This window comes from Streptomyces sp. NPDC001663, from assembly GCF_042893105.1.
Classification (GTDB): Bacteria; Actinomycetota; Actinomycetes; order Streptomycetales; family Streptomycetaceae; genus Streptomyces.
Map to the genome: position 1 here is coordinate 576,593 of NZ_JBIAUR010000003.1, position 15,245 is coordinate 591,837.

14 protein-coding genes are annotated in these 15,245 nt (G+C 69.1%); 5 read left to right on the plus strand and 9 right to left on the minus strand.

What is annotated here, in order from left to right; all coding sequences use genetic code 11:
- Window positions 1-48: 48 nt before the first annotated feature.
- The 6 genes from mmsB to ACFY1L_RS13175 form a co-directional block, all read right to left on the minus strand.
- Window positions 49-1,293, minus strand: coding sequence for a multiple monosaccharide ABC transporter permease (gene mmsB, locus ACFY1L_RS13150; protein ID WP_388822569.1), 1,245 nt, complete (start codon window positions 1,291-1,293; stop codon window positions 49-51).
- A complete protein-coding gene (gene mmsA / locus ACFY1L_RS13155) occupies window positions 1,290-2,840 on the minus strand; it encodes a multiple monosaccharide ABC transporter ATP-binding protein (RefSeq protein ID WP_388822572.1) in 1,551 nt (516 codons plus the stop codon). Before mmsA ends, mmsB begins: the two co-directional genes overlap by 4 nt.
- A gap of 52 nt (window positions 2,841-2,892) precedes the next feature.
- Window positions 2,893-3,999 carry a multiple monosaccharide ABC transporter substrate-binding protein gene (chvE, locus tag ACFY1L_RS13160; RefSeq protein ID WP_388822575.1) on the minus strand — a complete coding sequence of 369 codons (1,107 nt, stop codon included), beginning with the start codon at window positions 3,997-3,999 and terminating at the stop codon, window positions 2,893-2,895.
- 117 nt (window positions 4,000-4,116) lie between these two features.
- Window positions 4,117-5,097: a hypothetical protein gene (locus ACFY1L_RS13165; RefSeq protein ID WP_388822578.1), complete on the minus strand. Its 981-nt coding sequence runs from the start codon at window positions 5,095-5,097 to the stop codon at window positions 4,117-4,119.
- Between the two features lie 111 nt (window positions 5,098-5,208).
- Window positions 5,209-6,213, minus strand: coding sequence for a zinc-binding dehydrogenase (locus ACFY1L_RS13170; RefSeq protein ID WP_388822581.1), 1,005 nt, complete (start codon window positions 6,211-6,213; stop codon window positions 5,209-5,211).
- Window positions 6,210-7,367: a mandelate racemase/muconate lactonizing enzyme family protein gene (locus ACFY1L_RS13175; RefSeq protein WP_361262291.1), complete on the minus strand. Its 1,158-nt coding sequence runs from the start codon at window positions 7,365-7,367 to the stop codon at window positions 6,210-6,212. The genes ACFY1L_RS13170 and ACFY1L_RS13175 overlap by 4 nt, the downstream gene beginning before the upstream one ends.
- A gap of 313 nt (window positions 7,368-7,680) precedes the next feature.
- Between ACFY1L_RS13175 and ACFY1L_RS13180 the strand changes: the two genes are divergently transcribed.
- Complete coding sequence (locus ACFY1L_RS13180; RefSeq protein ID WP_388822584.1) at window positions 7,681-8,502, plus strand: hypothetical protein; 822 nt, start codon at window positions 7,681-7,683, stop codon at window positions 8,500-8,502.
- A 32-nt stretch (window positions 8,503-8,534) separates the two neighbouring features.
- On the opposite strand, the gene ACFY1L_RS13185 is transcribed toward ACFY1L_RS13180, so the two are convergent.
- A complete protein-coding gene (locus tag ACFY1L_RS13185) occupies window positions 8,535-8,972 on the minus strand; it encodes a MarR family winged helix-turn-helix transcriptional regulator (RefSeq protein ID WP_388822587.1) in 438 nt (145 codons plus the stop codon).
- A gap of 99 nt (window positions 8,973-9,071) precedes the next feature.
- Here ACFY1L_RS13185 and ACFY1L_RS13190 point away from each other — a divergent pair, with 99 nt between their 5' ends.
- Both ACFY1L_RS13190 and ACFY1L_RS13195 read left to right on the plus strand, forming a co-directional pair.
- A complete protein-coding gene (locus tag ACFY1L_RS13190; RefSeq protein ID WP_388822590.1) occupies window positions 9,072-10,070 on the plus strand; it encodes an NADP-dependent oxidoreductase in 999 nt (332 codons plus the stop codon).
- 108 nt (window positions 10,071-10,178) lie between these two features.
- On the plus strand, window positions 10,179-10,598 hold the full coding sequence (locus ACFY1L_RS13195; RefSeq protein ID WP_388822593.1) for an organic hydroperoxide resistance protein: 420 nt from the start codon (window positions 10,179-10,181) through the stop codon (window positions 10,596-10,598).
- 267 nt (window positions 10,599-10,865) lie between these two features.
- Here the strand turns inward: ACFY1L_RS13195 and ACFY1L_RS13200 are convergent, their stop codons facing one another.
- Window positions 10,866-12,032: a serine hydrolase domain-containing protein gene (locus ACFY1L_RS13200; protein ID WP_388822595.1), complete on the minus strand. Its 1,167-nt coding sequence runs from the start codon at window positions 12,030-12,032 to the stop codon at window positions 10,866-10,868.
- Window positions 12,033-12,262: 230 nt separating this feature from the next.
- Here ACFY1L_RS13200 and ACFY1L_RS13205 point away from each other — a divergent pair, with 230 nt between their 5' ends.
- Together ACFY1L_RS13205 and ACFY1L_RS13210 are read left to right on the plus strand one after the other, a co-directional pair.
- Entirely contained in the window at window positions 12,263-13,126 is an 864-nt protein-coding gene (locus tag ACFY1L_RS13205; RefSeq protein WP_388822598.1) for a hypothetical protein, read from the plus strand.
- A 47-nt stretch (window positions 13,127-13,173) separates the two neighbouring features.
- A complete protein-coding gene (locus ACFY1L_RS13210) occupies window positions 13,174-13,971 on the plus strand; it encodes an EI24 domain-containing protein (protein ID WP_388822601.1) in 798 nt (265 codons plus the stop codon).
- On the opposite strand, the gene ACFY1L_RS13215 is transcribed toward ACFY1L_RS13210, so the two are convergent.
- Window positions 13,961-15,214, minus strand: a complete 1,254-nt coding sequence (locus tag ACFY1L_RS13215) for a pyroglutamyl peptidase (RefSeq protein WP_388822604.1) — start codon at window positions 15,212-15,214, stop codon at window positions 13,961-13,963. The two genes, ACFY1L_RS13210 and ACFY1L_RS13215, sit on opposite strands and share 11 nt — an antisense overlap.
- Window positions 15,215-15,245 lie beyond the last annotated feature (31 nt).

Consider the following 15,245-nt stretch of genomic DNA (forward strand, 5'->3'; position numbering starts at 1 on the left):
CCCGTAAAGGGTGGGGCCCCGCCGTTTCTGACGGGGCCCGAGCTGGACTTACGAACCTGACTTGCGCTTGTTCCACACGTCGAAGCCGACCGCGGCCAGCAGGGCGAGGCCCTTGATGACCTGTTGCCAGTCGGTGCCGACACTGAGGAGATTCATGCCGTTGTTCAGCACGCCGAGGACGAGACCACCGATGATCGCACCCAGGACGGTACCCACACCGCCGCTCATGGACGCGCCACCGATGAACGACGAGGCGATGGCCTCGAGTTCGAAGTTGAGGCCCGCCTTCGGCGAGGCCGCGTTGAGGCGGGCGGCGACCACCAGACCCGCCAGGGCCGCGAGCACGCCCATGTTCAGGAAGACAAGGAAGGTGACCTTCTTGTCCTTGACGCCGGACAGCTTCGCCGCCGGCAGGTTGCCGCCGATCGCGTAGATGTGACGGCCGAAGACGGCGTTGCGCATCACGTAGCCGTAACCCACGACCAGCACCCCGAGGACGATCAGGATGATCGGCGCGCCCTGGTAGCTGGCGAGCAGCATCGTGACCGCGAGGACCGCGGCGGCGATGGCGACCAGCTTGAGCAGGAAGGCGTTGCGCGGCAGCACGTCCAGCGAGAACTCCTGCTCGCGCTTGCGGTCGCGGACCTCCTGGTAGATCACGAAGGCCAGCAGCACGAAGCCCAGCAGCAGGGTGAGGTTGTGGTAGTTGGTGTTCGGGCCGACCTCGGGCAGGAAGCCGTTGCCGAGCTTCTGCAGACCGTCCGGGAACGGGCCGAGGGTCTGGCCCTGGAGGAAGATCTCCGTCAGACCGCGGAACAGCAGCATGCCGGCCAGGGTCACGATGAACGACGGTATGCCGAGATACGCGATCAGGAACCCTTGGACCGATCCCGCCACGGCGCCCACCACCAGGCACAGCACCAGCGCAACCGGCCACGCCACACCGTGCTGCACCGTCAGCACGGCCGCGAACGCGCCCACGAACGCCGTCAGTGAACCCACCGACAGGTCGATGTGGCCGGCGATGATCACCAGCATCATGCCGATCGCGAGGATCAGGATGTAGCTGTTCTGCAGCACCAGGTTGGAGACGTTGCGCGGCAGCAGCAGGTCGCCGTTGGTCCAGACCGCGAAGAGGGCGACGATCAGGCCGAGGGCGATCAGCATGCCGTACTGGCGCATGTTGCGGCGCAGGCCGTTCAGCATCAGCTGCAGCAGGCTGCCGTCGGCCGTTCCCCCGCTCTTGCCGGGCGGCGCCGAGGCCGGGACCTTGTCCGTCACATCCGTGCTCATCGAGTTACCTCTTTGTCCTTCGTCATCTGGCGCATCAGCACTTCCTGCGTGGCCTCGGCCCGCGGGACCTCGCCCGTGAGCCGCCCGGCGGCCATGGTGTAGATGCGGTCGCACATACCGAGCAGTTCCGGCAGCTCGGAGGAGATGAAGACGACCGCCTTGCCCTCGGCGGCCAGCTGGTCGATGACCGTGTAGATCTCGTACTTGGCGCCCACGTCGATGCCGCGGGTCGGCTCGTCCAGGATCAGCACCTCGGGACCCGCGAAGATCCACTTGCTGAGGACGACCTTCTGCTGGTTGCCGCCGGACAGCCTGCCCACCGTCTCGAAGACGGTCGGCGCCTTGATGTTCATGGACTTGCGGAAGCGCTCGGAGACCCTCCGCTCCTCGTGCTCGTCGACCACACCGCGCTTGGCGACCTTGCCCAGGGCGGTCAGCGAGATGTTCCGGTTGATGTTGTCGATGAGGTTGAGGCCGTAGTGCTTGCGGTCCTCGGTGACGTACGCGATGCCGTGCTCGACCGCCTCCGCGACGGTCTTCGTACGGATCTCCTTGCCGTCCTTGAGGACCGTGCCGCCCGCGTGCCGGCCGTAGGTGCGCCCGAACACGCTCATCGCGAGCTCGGTGCGGCCGGCGCCCATCAGACCCGCGATGCCGACGATCTCCCCGCGCCGTACGTTGATCGACACGTCGTCGACCACCTTTCGCGACTGGTCGATCGGGTGGTGCACCGTCCAGTTGCGGATCTCCAGCGCGGGAGCCGCGCCGACCTCGCCCTCGAAGGGCGTGCGGTCGGGGAAGCGGTGGTCGAGGTCGCGGCCGACCATGCCCGTGATGATCCGGTCCTCGGTGGTCTCCGGGGCCTTCACGTCGAGGGTCTCGATGGACTTCCCGTCGCGGATGATCGTCACCGAGTCGGCGACCCGGCGGATCTCGTTCAGCTTGTGGGAGATGATGATCGAGGTGATGCCCTGCTTCTTCAACTCCAGGATGAGATCCAGGAGTTTGCCGCTGTCCTCGTCGTTCAGCGCCGCGGTCGGCTCGTCGAGGATCAGCAGCTTCACCTTCTTCGACAGCGCCTTGGCGATCTCCACCAGCTGCTGCTTGCCCACGCCGATGTCGGCGATCCGGGTCTCCGGGTGGTCGCTCAGACCGACCCGGCGCAGCAGCTCGGTGGCGTGCTTGAGCGTCTCGTTCCAGTTGATGAACCCGCCCGAGGCGTGTTCGTTGCCGAGGAAGATGTTCTCCGCGATCGACAGGAACGGCACCAGGGCCAGCTCCTGATGGATGATCACGATGCCGTGCTGCTCGCTCGCCCGGATGTCCTTGAACGAGCAGACCTCCCCCTCGAAGAGGATGTCGCCCTCGTAGGTGCCGTGAGGATGGACTCCGGAGAGCACCTTCATCAAGGTGGACTTTCCGGCGCCGTTCTCACCGCAGATGGCATGGACCTCGCCCTGACGGACGGTCAGCGTGACGTCCGACAGCGCTTTGACGCCGGGAAAGGTCTTGACGATCGAGCGCATTTCCAGGACGGGTCCCGCCATGGTGTGCCCTTTCAATCCGTAGGAATGGCCGGCTGGGTCACCGGCAGGGGGACTACTTCAGCTCGCTGGCCTTGTAGTAGCCGGTGTCGACCAGTTCCTTCGTGTAGTTGGTCTTGTCGACGCTCACCGGCTGCAGCAGCATGGCGGGGACGACCTTGGTGCCGTTGTCGTACGTCTTGGTGTCGTTGGTCTCCGGCTTCTTGCCGTTGAGGACGTCGTCGACCATGGCCGCGGCGACGTCGGCGAGCTTGCGGGTGTCCTTGTAGACGGTCTGCGTCTGCTGGCCCGCGATGATCGACTTCACCGAGGCGAGCTCGGCGTCCTGGCCGGTGATGACCGGAAGCGGCTTGCTGGAGGAGCCGTAGCCGTCCGACTTCAGCGCGGCGAGGATGCCGATGGAGATGCCGTCGTACGGCGACAGGACCGCGTCGACCTTGGCGCTGCCGTACGTGGAGGTGAGGATGTCCTCCATGCGCTTCTGCGCGGTGGCACCGTCCCAGCGCAGGGTGGTGACCTGGGTGAGCTTGGTCTGGCCGGACTTGACGACGAGCTTCTTCTTGTCGATGTACGGCTGCAGCACGCTCATCGCGCCGTTGAAGAAGTACTTGGTGTTGTTGTCGTCGTTGGAGCCGGCGAACAGCTCGATGTTGAACGGGCCCTTGCCGTCCTTCAGGCCCAGCTTGTCGACGATGTAGCTGGCCTGCAGCTCGCCGACCTTGGTGTTGTCGAAGGACGCGTAGTAGTCCACGTTCTTCGTGCCGAGGATCAGGCGGTCGTAGGCGATCACCGGGATCTTGGCGTCCGCGGCCTGCTGCAGCACGTTGTTCAGCGACTTGTTGTCGATGGCCGCGACGATCAGGCCCTTGACGCCCTGCGTGATCAGGTTCTCGATCTGCGAGACCTGCTGGTCGGGGTCGTCCTCGCCGTAGACCAGCTTGGTCTTGTAGCCCTTGGCCTGCAGGTCCTTGACGACGTTGTTGCCGTCGGCGATCCAGCGCTCGGAGGACTTGGTGGGCATCGCGATTCCGATGGTGCCGCCCTTGGCACTACCCGAGCTCTCCTTGCTGCCGCCCTCACTGTCCTGACCGCAGGCGGACAGCGTGAGAGCGAGGGAGGCGGCTCCGGCTATGAGGGTGAGGGCGCTTCTACGAGTGCGCATAGTGATCGTCCCTTGTTCTTCTCGACGTTGAGATGTTTGAGCGAGGTCGGTTGAAGCGCCCCAAAGGGGCGCGGGGAACTGCGCGACCGGCCACGATGGACCCGCAGCCCCCATGGGTCATGCAGTGGCACCTTCGACGGGGAACCGGTTCAAAGACCCCGGCAGCCGGGAGCCGAGCGGCGCCATGTCGCCGTCCGCACCGTGCCGGGCGAGCAGGTCGAGAGCGAGACGGCCGCGCCGCACCCGCTCCCGGGCGGTGTCCAGGGTCACGTCCCGCATGTGGGTGCCCCACGGGTAGATGCCGGGAGCCTTGGACAGACCGAACTTCAGGTAGAGCGGTGCGCCGCGCCGGATCAGCTCGGCGACCTCGTACATCCGGATGTAGCCGCCGAGGTCGTCGGGGGCCTCGATGTACATGTCCATGGGGGCGGCGGAGACCCGCCGGATCTCGGTGAGGTGATCGAGCGTCAGGTCGCTGGGCACGTTGAGCGAGTCGGCGCCCAGCCGCTCGTAGACCGCATAACTGGCCGGGTTGACCGGCCCGATGAGCGCGGAGACCTTCAGCGTGGTGTCGGCCGGGATGATGCCGGCCTCGCGGGCCTGGTGCAGCGTCCACAGCACGCCCTCGTCGGCGACGAGGAGGCACTTGACGCCCAACTCCGTTGCGCGGACGGCGTCTTCGACACAGCCGGCCAGGGCGTCGTGACCGCGGGCCCGAAGGCCCCCGCCCCGCGAGTCGGAGCGCGTCGAGCCGCCGATGTCCCACGTGCCGCGCGGACCCGTGAACAGGCAGAGCTCGATGTCGCGTTCGGCGGTGGCCTCGACCATCTCGGTGATCTCGGCATCGGTCAGCATCCACACGCCGCTGCCCTGGCTGATCCGGTGGATCGGCACATCGAGGCGCGAGGACTCCTTGAGGACGACGGCCAGCGCTTCGGGACCCTCGCACGAGGGGATCTCGGTGCGCCAGCGGCCGCCGCCGGGGAAGGTGTGCGGCGAGGCGTCGGCGGGGTCGAGGGCGGGCGCACCCAGACCGAGCGCGGTGAGCACCTGTTCACCGGGTCGGCGGGCCGCCGTAGCGGAAGCGTCGGTCGTCACAAGCTGTCCTTCGTGTTCGATATTTCGGACGAGGTTCGCGGCTCAAGTCATGGGGGGCTTGGGTGTACGCCGGTACGGGGGCCGTCAGGTCGCCCCCGTACCGGCGTACGTCTAGGGGCGGAGCAGCACCTTGCCCACCTTCGGATCACCCGACCCGACCAGCTCGATGGCCTCCGGGAACTCGCCGAGCGGCAGCTCGTGCGTGACCAGCGGCAGCGGATCGAGCAGACCGGCCCCGAACACCCGCACCGTGTGCGCCCAGGCGTCCGGCGGCGCCCCGAAGACGGTGTGCACCTCCAGCTGCCGTACGACCAGGTCGGTCGGGTCGAGGCCCTCGGCGCCCGGCGCCGGGATGCCCGTCAGGACCAGGCGTCCGCCGCGCCTGAGCAGGGAGGCGGCGGTGCGGGCGGCGGACGCGGACCCGGCGGTCTCGATGACGACGTCGAAGTCGTCGGGGAGCTCCTGGTCCTTCGTGCGGAAGTCGGTGGCGCCGAAAGTTCTCGAAAGCTCCGCCCGGTCGGGCCGCGTCCCCACGACGAGCAGCTCCGCCGGAGAGCCCGCCTTCAAGAACTGCACGGCGAACATCCCGAGCGTCCCGGTGCCGACGACCGCGACCCGCTCACCCGGCAGTGCGTTCGCCTTGATCGCGGCGGCCGCGATACAGGCGGCCGGCTCCAGCAGGGCGGCGGCCGTCAGGTCGGCGTCGTCCGGCAGAACGTGCAGGAGACGGGCCGGAAGGGTCAGCGTGGCGGCCATCGCGCCCGGCTGGGTGAACCCGGTCTCCTCGTACCCGGCGGTGCACAGCGTGGTCTCGCCCGCGTGGCAGCGGTCGCACACCTGGCAGTTGCGGAAGCCCTCGCCGACGACCTTGCGGCCTACGAGAGTTGAAGGCACCCCGGTGCCCACGGCCTCGACCGTGCCGGACCACTCGTGGCCCGGCGTGAGCGGATAACGGACGTATCCCTCCGGCCGGTTGCCCTGGTACACCTCGCGGTCGCTGCCGCAGATGCCCACCGCGTGGACGCGCACCAGCGCCTCGCCGGCCTCCGGCTGCCGCGGCTCGTGCGAGGTCACCCGGTGCTCGCCCGGCGCCTCGATGACGACTTGGGTGGTCACTTCGTGCCCTTCGGCTTGCGCTGCTCCCAGCCCTCGGCCCACAGGTCGAACCGTGCCTGCTGCTGCGGGAACTCGGCGGCCGCGTCGACGTCCAGCTCGACGCCGAGACCGGGGGCGTCGGAGAGGTGGAAGTACCCGTCGACGACCTGCGGCGCGCCCTTCACGACCTTCTTGATCTCCGCGTCAGCGAAGTCGTTGAAGTGCTCAAGGATCTTGAAGTTGGGGGAGGTGAAGCCGACCTGGAGGGAGGCCGCGGTGAGCACGGGCCCGCCGACGTTGTGCGGAGCGACCAGCACGTAGTGGGTCTCGGCGGTGGCGGCCAGCTTCCTGGTCTCCCAGATACCACCGATATGGCCGACGTCCGGCTGGATGATGTCGACGGCCTGGCTCTCGAACAGCTCGCGGAACTCGATCCGGTCGTGGATGCGCTCACCGGTGGCGACCGGGATGTCGACCTTGGCGGCGACCTTCTCCAGCGCCTTCAGGTTCTCCGGCGGGCAGGGCTCCTCCAGCCACGCGGGCTTGAAGGGCGCGAGCTCGTGGGCGAGACGGACGGCGGTGGCGGGCGAGAACCGACCGTGCATCTCCAGCATCAGCTCGGAGTCCGGCCCGATGGCGTCCCGCACGGCCTCGATCAGGGAGACGGCGTACAGGGTCTGCTCGTGGTCCAGCTCGAAGTGCCCGGTCCCGAAGGGGTCGATCTTCAGCGCCTTGTACCCGCGCTCCATGACCCCCTGGGCGGCCTTGTGGTACGCCTCCGGGGTCCGCTCCGTCGTGTACCAGCCATTGGCGTACGCCTTGACCTTGTCGGTGACCTTGCCGCCCAGCAGCTGCCAGACGGGCACGCCCAGGGCCTTGCCCTTGATGTCCCAGCAGGCCATCTCGATCACCGCGATGCCGGACATCACGATCTCGCCGGCCCGGCCGTAGTCGCCGTACTTCATCCGACGTACGAGGTCTTCCACGGCGAACGGGTCGGAGCCCAGAATATGGTTGGCCTCCGCCTCCCGCAGATAGCCGACCAGCGCGTCGGTGTGGCCCAGCATCCGGGTCTCGCCGACGCCCGTGATCCCTTCGTCGGTGTGCACCTGGACGTATGTCAGGTTCCGCCACGGGGTCCCGACCACGTGTGTGCTGATTCCGGTGATGCGCACGGCAGTTGCCCCTCGCGTTTCGTCGGCTCAGTTCTGTGTGTTCGAAATTTCGTCACACGTTCGAAATGCTGGCGTGACAGTAAGGACGGGGCGACGGGAGTGTCAATGGGTCGAACACATAACGGTTTCGACACTGCTTTCGGTACGGCTTTCGGCGGCGGTTTCGGCGTGATCGGGAGGGGATGCCCGGGAGGTCCCTGGCGCATACGCCGCCATCTCCTCAACTCGCCACGCCGGAAGCGGTAGTTCCGCACACAACTTTCACAGGCGTGACTATGAACGTTGCCTGTGAGGAACTTAGTCTTCCCGCGTCATGGACTTCTGCCACCCGTGCCGACGGCACCTCAATGGCGCCCTCGCCTGCCCCGGGTGCGGCGCGCCCGTCGAAGAACTCCGCGCGTACGCGGAGCACGGTGGCACGCCCGCGTACGGGTCCGAGGGCGGGCGCGGAGTCGCCTACGACGGCCATGAGGGCGACGCGGAGGGCTCCTACGACGACGAGGGCGACGCGGACGACGACGAGGACGCCGAGGATGCCGGTGAGCCCGTCGGACGGGCCGCACGGCGCGCGCAGAGCCGCGGCCGTGGGCGCGGTCGCGGGCGCGAGAACGGCGGCCGGGACGCCGAGGGTCCCGTAGGCGCTGCCAGTCGACGCGATCGCAAAGCCGCCGCGCACCGCCGGCGCCGCCGCCGGGTGCTGCTGATCACCGCGGCCTGCGTGCTCGCGGCCGGCGGCCTCAGCCTCGCGGAACTCGGCATCGACGCCCCCTTCTCCACCCCCAAGCCGGCCGCCGCCGGGGACGATGCGGCGGAGGGTGGGGCGGCGTCCGAGGTGACGGCCAAGCCGACCGGGGACAAGGCGGGCGCGGGGGCGGACTCCCCGTCGCCGGGAGCTTCCGGGTCCCCTTCACCCTCGAAGTCCTCGAAGGACAAGCCGAAGAAGGACAAGGACAAGACCGACAAGGACACCGAGTCGGCCACGGCGGGCAGCAACCCCGGCACCTCGACCACGGCCCCGACGGCCACGGCGCCGGCGTCCTCGCCCACGCCGACGTCCGAGCCGACGAAGTCCGATCCGACGCCGGACCCGTCGCCGTCGGAGACGTGCAATCGGTTCCTGTGGTGGTGCACCTAGCCGGACCCCGGTCCCCGGGGACTAGGTGCAGCTCAGGCGTCCAGCATTCGTCGTAGCAAATCGCGCAAAGACTGCCGCTCCTCGTCGGACAGCCCGGCGAGCGGCTCGCGTGCGAAGCGCAGGCCGTCGCGCAGCTCTCCGGCGACCCGTCGGCCCTCGTCCGTCGCGGCCGCCAGCTTCACCCGCCGGTCCGCCGGGTCGGGGCGCCGCTCGACCAGCCCCCGCGACTCCAGCCGGTCCACGATCCCGGTGACATTGGACGGCTCGCACTTCAGCTTCTGCGCCAGCTTCCGCATCGGCAGCGGCTCCAGCGACAGCAGGCTCAGCAGCCGCGCCTGCGCCCCGGTCAGTGTGTGCTCGCCGGCCGCCTCCTCGTAGTCCGCGTAGAACCGGGCCACGACATCGCCGATGAGTTCGACGACCTCCATGGTCAGCGGGTCGGGGCGGCGGGTCTTCTGTGGAGTGGGCATGGTCTCAGCGTACCCCGTTACTTGACATCATGAAATATTCAGGAGCATGGTTGTTTCAGGTACTGAAGTATTTTCTCCACGCTCGGAAAGGCGCGTCTCATGATCAACCGCGAATGGCACCTGCTCAGCCGTCCCGTCGGCTGGCCGAAGCCCGAGGACTTCGCCCTGGTCGAGGCGGAGGTCCAGCAGCCCGGTGCGGGGCAGGTCCTCGTGCGGAACAAGTACCTCTCGGTCGACCCGTACATGCGCGGCCGCATGAGCGACGCCAAGTCCTACGTCGCCCCCTTCGAGCTCGGCAAGGTCATGCAGGGCGGTGCGGTCGGGGAGGTCGTCGCCTCGAACGCCGAGGGCATCGCCGTAGGCGACCATGTCCTGCACTTCGGCGGCTGGCGCGAGTACGCCACCTTCGACGCCGGGCAGGCCGTCAAGGTCGACCCCGAGGCCGCGCCGCTGTCGACGTACCTCGGCGTGCTCGGCATGACCGGTCTGACGGCGTACGCGGGCCTGCTGCGGGTCGGCGCCTTCAAGGAGGGTGACGCGGTGTTCGTGTCGGGCGCCGCGGGTGCCGTCGGCAGCCAGGTCGGGCAGATCGCCAAGCTCAAGGGCGCCTCGCGGGTCATCGGCTCCGCCGGGTCCGACGAGAAGGTCAAGCTGCTGGTGGAGGAGTACGGCTTCGACGCCGCCTTCAACTACAAGAACGGCCCGGTCCGGGAGCAGCTCAAGGAGGCCGCCCCGGACGGCATCGACGTCTACTTCGACAACGTCGGCGGCGAGCACCTCGAGGCCGCCATCGGCGCGCTCAACCTGAGGGGCCGCGCGGTGATCTGCGGCATGATCTCGCAGTACAACTCGACCGAGCCGACCCCCGGCCCGCGCAACATGGTCAAGATCCTGCAGAACCGGCTGCGCGTCGAGGGCGTCCTCGTCGGCGACCACTACGACCTGCAGCAGCAGTTCGTCCAGGAGGTCGGGCCCTGGGTCGCCTCGGGTCAGCTGAAGTACCGCGAGACCGTCGTCGAGGGCATCGAGAACAACCTGGAGGCGTTCCTCGGGGTGCTGCGCGGTGACAACACCGGGAAGATGATCGTCAAGCTCTGACGTCTTCCGCGGGCCTTCACTGGATTTCCGGCATGCGGTAACTTCTTTCCGAAATCCGTCGTCGATCGTGGGCGCGAGTCGCGGCGGACCGAGGAGGAAGACAACCGCATGTCCATCCAGCAGACCGACGTCCTCTACACCGCCGTCGCCACCGCCGAGAACGGTCGCGACGGCCGCGTCGCCACCGACGACGGCAAACTCGACGTCGTCGTGAACCCGCCCAAGGAAATGGGCGGCAGCGGCGCGGGCACCAACCCCGAGCAGCTCTTCGCCGCCGGATACAGCGCCTGCTTCCAGGGCGCCCTCGGCGTCGTCGCCCGCCAGGAGAAGGCCGACGTCTCCGACTCCACCGTCACTGCCAAGGTCGGCATCGGCAAGAACGACGACGGGTTCGGGATCATCGTCGAGATCTCGGCCGCGATCCCCAACGTCGACGCGGAAACCGCCAAGGGTCTCCTCGAGAAGGCCCACCAGGTCTGCCCGTACTCGAAGGCGACCCACGGCAACATCACCGTGACGCTGGTCTGACGACGCTCGTTCTGCACGGGGGAGGGCCGCACCCTTGGACGTGGGGTGCGGTCCGCCCCCTTTTGTGGCTTCATTCGCCTGCGGGGGCGCTTTAGTCGGTGTCGAGAGCCCGATCGTGCTCAGCGCTTCGCGCCTCCGCGCGTTCGGGCTCTCGACACCGACGCGCCCCCTACGGCTCTCTTCGCGGCCGGTGTCGTTGGACCAGTGGCTGTTGGAGGGCGCGCGCCGGAAGTGGTGTGTGGCGAGGGCGGTTTGTGCCCCCGGTCGTCAGTGCTGTCTTGTGGTTGTCGCGAGGGCGGCTGTGTGCACCGCCTTGACCAGCTGGTTGTTCTCGGGGGCCGCTCCGCCCGGGAAGGCCATGCGGCGGCGGGTGTAGCCGTAGGCCAGGCCGCTGCGGGGGTCGGCGAAGGCCTGGGAGCCGCCTGCTCCGCTGTGGCCGAAGGCGCCGGCGCCCAGGAAGGGGTGCCACGTGTCGGCGGTGGCCTGGAAGCCGAGGCCGTAGGAGCGGTGGGCGCGGGCCACCAGGTCGTAGCCGACGGAGTGGATCTGGCCCACCTCGGCGATGGTGTCCGGCTTCAGCAGCGGTGCCTTCTCGTCGACCTCGCTGATCGCCGCCGCATACATCCGGGCGAGGCCGCGCGCCGCCGCGACACCGCCCGCCGACGCCGGGCCCTTGGCGCGCACGGTGCGGGAGTTGGCGTAGTCGACGAGGGTTCCGGGGCCCTCCACATGCGCGTTGAACGCGATCGAGGCCAGGGTGTGCGGGCCGGTCGGTGCCGCGTCCAGGATGGCTTGCTGCTTCGGCGTCGGGGCCATCGGCTGCACGGAGCGGAAGCGGGGCTCGAGGGCCGCGGGGAGCCCGAGGTGGAAGTCCAGGCCGTACGGTGCCCGGATGCGCTCCTGGTAGATCTCCTGGAGCGAGCGGCCCGTCGCCCGTCGGACCACCTCACCCGTCAGCGCACCGATCACCAGCGCGTGATAGCCGAAGGCCGTGCCCGGGCGCCAGAACGGCTTCTGGTCCGCGAGGCGTTCGGCCATCGCACGGTCGTCGGAGAGCTCGTCCGGGGTGAATCCGGCGTCCGTGCCGACCAGGCCCGCCCGGTGGGAGATCAGCTCGCGCAGCGTCAGCGTGCCCTTGCCCTCGGCTGCGAACTCCGGCCAGTAGTACGTCACCTTGCGGTCCAGCTCAAGCGTGCCGTCCTGTACGAGCAGGGCCACCACGAGGTGGGCGGCGCCCTTGGTGGACGAGTACACGCCGTAGAGGGAGTCGGCCCCGGCGCCGTCACCGGCCCACAGGTCGACGACCCTGCGGCCGTGCACGTACGCGCACAACTGGCCCTCGTAGTCCGGCAGTTCCCCCGCCACGAACGCGGCGAACTCCTCGCGCACCGCCTCGAAGCCGGCGGCGACGGTGCCGTGGATCTCCTGAGTCATCCGCTCTCCTCACCTGAACCGATGTCCGGCCCGCACACGAAACCGTAGCCCGGGGCACTGACAGTCACCGCAGATCGGTACGGCGAGATGTGCCTGTTCGACTCAAAGGCACCTCAACCGCGACAGGAGGTGGCCGATGTCACGGATGCCCCGGAGCGCGCATTCCGAGGGGGCCGGAGGGGGCATGCTGAGGACGACCGCTGGTAGCGCCTGTGAGGCGAGGAGAGCTCATGGCCACGATCCCTTCGCTCCCCAGCAGGGACGACGTGCTGCGCATGGCACGCAACACCACCGACATCACCGGCCAACTCCTCGACACGGCCGGGAACATCACCAGAATCGCGATCAACACGTTCGACCCACGGGACGGTTCGGGCGCGGAGGTGCTGCGCGTGCTGCGCGAGACCACCGCGGAACTGGCGGAGGCGAGCGCCTCGCCCCAGGCCCAGGAAGCGTTCTACCGGATCGTCGACACCCTGACCCGCCTGGGAACGAGCGGGGCCCCGCTGGCCGTTCATCCCGTGAGCGAACCCGCGCAGGCGCTGCTGACCGCGCTCGGCGACAGCCTGCTCCCCGTGCTGGACGCGGTGGAGCCGGCCGTCGAGGAGTTCGCGGACGCGATGGGTGACCTGGTCGAGGCGACGTCTCCGCTGCTGCCGGCGACGGCGGGTGTGGCGGCCGGCGCGCTCCTGGCCGTGACACCGGTCCTGCGTGCCGCGGCGGACGTCCTCCGCGACTCCTCGCCGGAACTCCGCCGCATAGCCGACGCCTTGACCGCCGCGCTGGCTCCCCTGATGCCGCTCCAGGTCGCGCTGGCGGAACGCGCCGCGGCCGCCGGAGCGGGCGTGGTCCGCGCGACGCTCCCACCCCTGGCGGACCTCACGGAGGCAGCAGCGGCGACCGCGAAGGCGACCCGTCCCGTGCTGATCGCCGGCGAGGAACTGCTGGTGTCGAGCCTGGAGCAGATCCAGCCCCTGCTGCTGGCGGCGGCTTCGAGGGCGGGCCGGTTGGCGCGCGCGGCGGCGATACGAGTGCAAGCGGCAGTATCACCGGCAGGCGACCAGGGAATCGTCGTAGCAGTGTCACCAGCGTGACTGCACCGCCCTTCAGGGGCACGGGGCATGGCCGATAAAGTTCCCCCATGCGCGATCTTGGCACAGGCTTTACCTACCTCCTGAAGGGCCAGCGCTGGGTGGCCCGGCACGGCAAGCAGTACGGTTTCGGCCTGCTCCCGGGCGTGATAACCCTCGTCCTGTATGTGGCCGCCCTCGTCGCGCTGGCCCTGTGGGGCGAGGACTTCGTGGGCTGGGCCACCCCTTTCGCCGACGACTGGTCCAGCCCCTGGCAGGGAGTCTTCCGCGGCTTCCTCACGGCCGTGCTCGTCGCCCTCGGCCTCCTCCTCGCCGTAGTCACCTTCACCGCCGTCACGCTCCTGATCGGCCAGCCCTTCTACGAGAACCTCTCCGAGAAGGTCGACCGCGACGTCGACCCGGACGGCACCGCCCCCGAGTCCGGCCTCCCGCTCTGGCGCGAACTGTGGATCTCGGCCCGCGACAGCCTCCGGATCGTGGCCCGGGCGCTGGTCTGGGGCGTACTCCTCTTCGCCTGCGGCTTCATCCCCTTCGTCGGCCAGACCGTGGTCCCGGCGATCGGCTTCGTCGTCACCGGGTTCTTCCTGACGGAGGAGCTCACCGCCGTGGCCCTCCAGCGCCGCGGCGTCGAACTCCGCGCCCGTCTCACCCTCCTGCGCTCCCGCAGGACCCTGGTCTGGGGCTTCGGCACCCCACTGGCCCTGGCCTTCCTGGTCCCGTTCGTCGCCGTCTTCCTGATGCCGGGCGCGGTCGCGGGCGCGACGCTCATGGCGCGGGACCTGCTGGGCGAGGAGATCGAGGAGGGTGACGGCGAGACCGCCGACGAGCCCGAGGACGTCACCCGGTGACCGAGGCGTTGAACGCCACGGTCACGATCGCCCGCACCTGAGCGATGATGTCCACCCGGTTCCGCACGAACTCGGGGTCGGTGATCGTCCCGGTCGCCGGATCGGTGTTGCCCGCTCCGAACTGCAGCACCGGCGTGTGCACATGCCCGCCCGGCAGCGTGTCGTGCAGCCCGAGCCGGTCCCGCAGCAGGGTGGCCCGGTAGGCGATCTCGTTCGAGAGGTAGTTGCCGCCGCCACCGGCTCGCGCGGTCGACCCGTCCGTCGGCCCGTCCGGCCGTACGACCGCCGTCGTACCGCCCGCCGGGATCTCGGTCACCTCCGTGTGGTCGTACACGGGGAACCGTCCGGTGTTCGCGGCCACAATCTCCTTGTACGGCAGGGTCGTCGACGTCCACTGCGGCTGCGAGGCGGGGTCGGTGACCGGGATGGTCTCCGTCCTGCTGATGTTGTCGTTGTCGGGGAAGCCACCCCGCCAGGCCCCGTTGGTCCGCTCCACGTCGAACCGCCCGACCCGCCCCTGGCTCACGGTCGTGAACAGGTCCACCGACTTCAGATACGGCCGCAGCGTCCGCTCCACCGTGCCGTCCGCGAAGTCCTGCCACCGCACCGGGAAGACGACGGTCTCGATGCGCGCCGGTCCGTGCTCCGTCTCGATCACCGTGCCGTCGAGGGCGAGTGCGGTGGCCCCGGAGGGGTTGGAGATCCGGATGTCCCGGTCGAGCGTGAACGGGTCGAACCCGGTGACGAGGATCCGCGGGATCTTCCGGCCGTGCGGGTAACGGACGTCGGTCTGCCCGCGGGACGTCCGCTCCAACTGATCGAGCAGAGCGGCCCGTCGACTGTCGCTCAGTCCGAACTCCGGCTCCCAGGTCCGCACTTCCCGCGTCAGCCCGAGCCGCGCCCAGTACAAGGGCCGGTCGTCGTCCCGGCTGAGATCACCGCCCGCCGGCCCTCGCCCCTGAGCCCGCTCGACCGCCCGCCGCCACAGCGCCGACCCTTCGCGTACGACGACCCGCCGCGCCTCGGCATAGGAGTGCGCACGGCCCAACTCCCGGGCGAACCGCGGCGCCACGTCGTCGAACCCGGACCGCTCGAGGATCTCCTGCGGCACCGCCTTGTCGAGCCGCTGTTCCTCCACGGTGGGGGAGGGAGCGGTACCGGCCGCCGTCGCCGTCGCGGGGGACGAGAGCCCCGCCATCAGTGCCAGCCCGAGGATGCCCATCCGAACACGTATGGAATTCAAGGGGGTTCAGGTCCTTCCGTCGCCGTCGTGG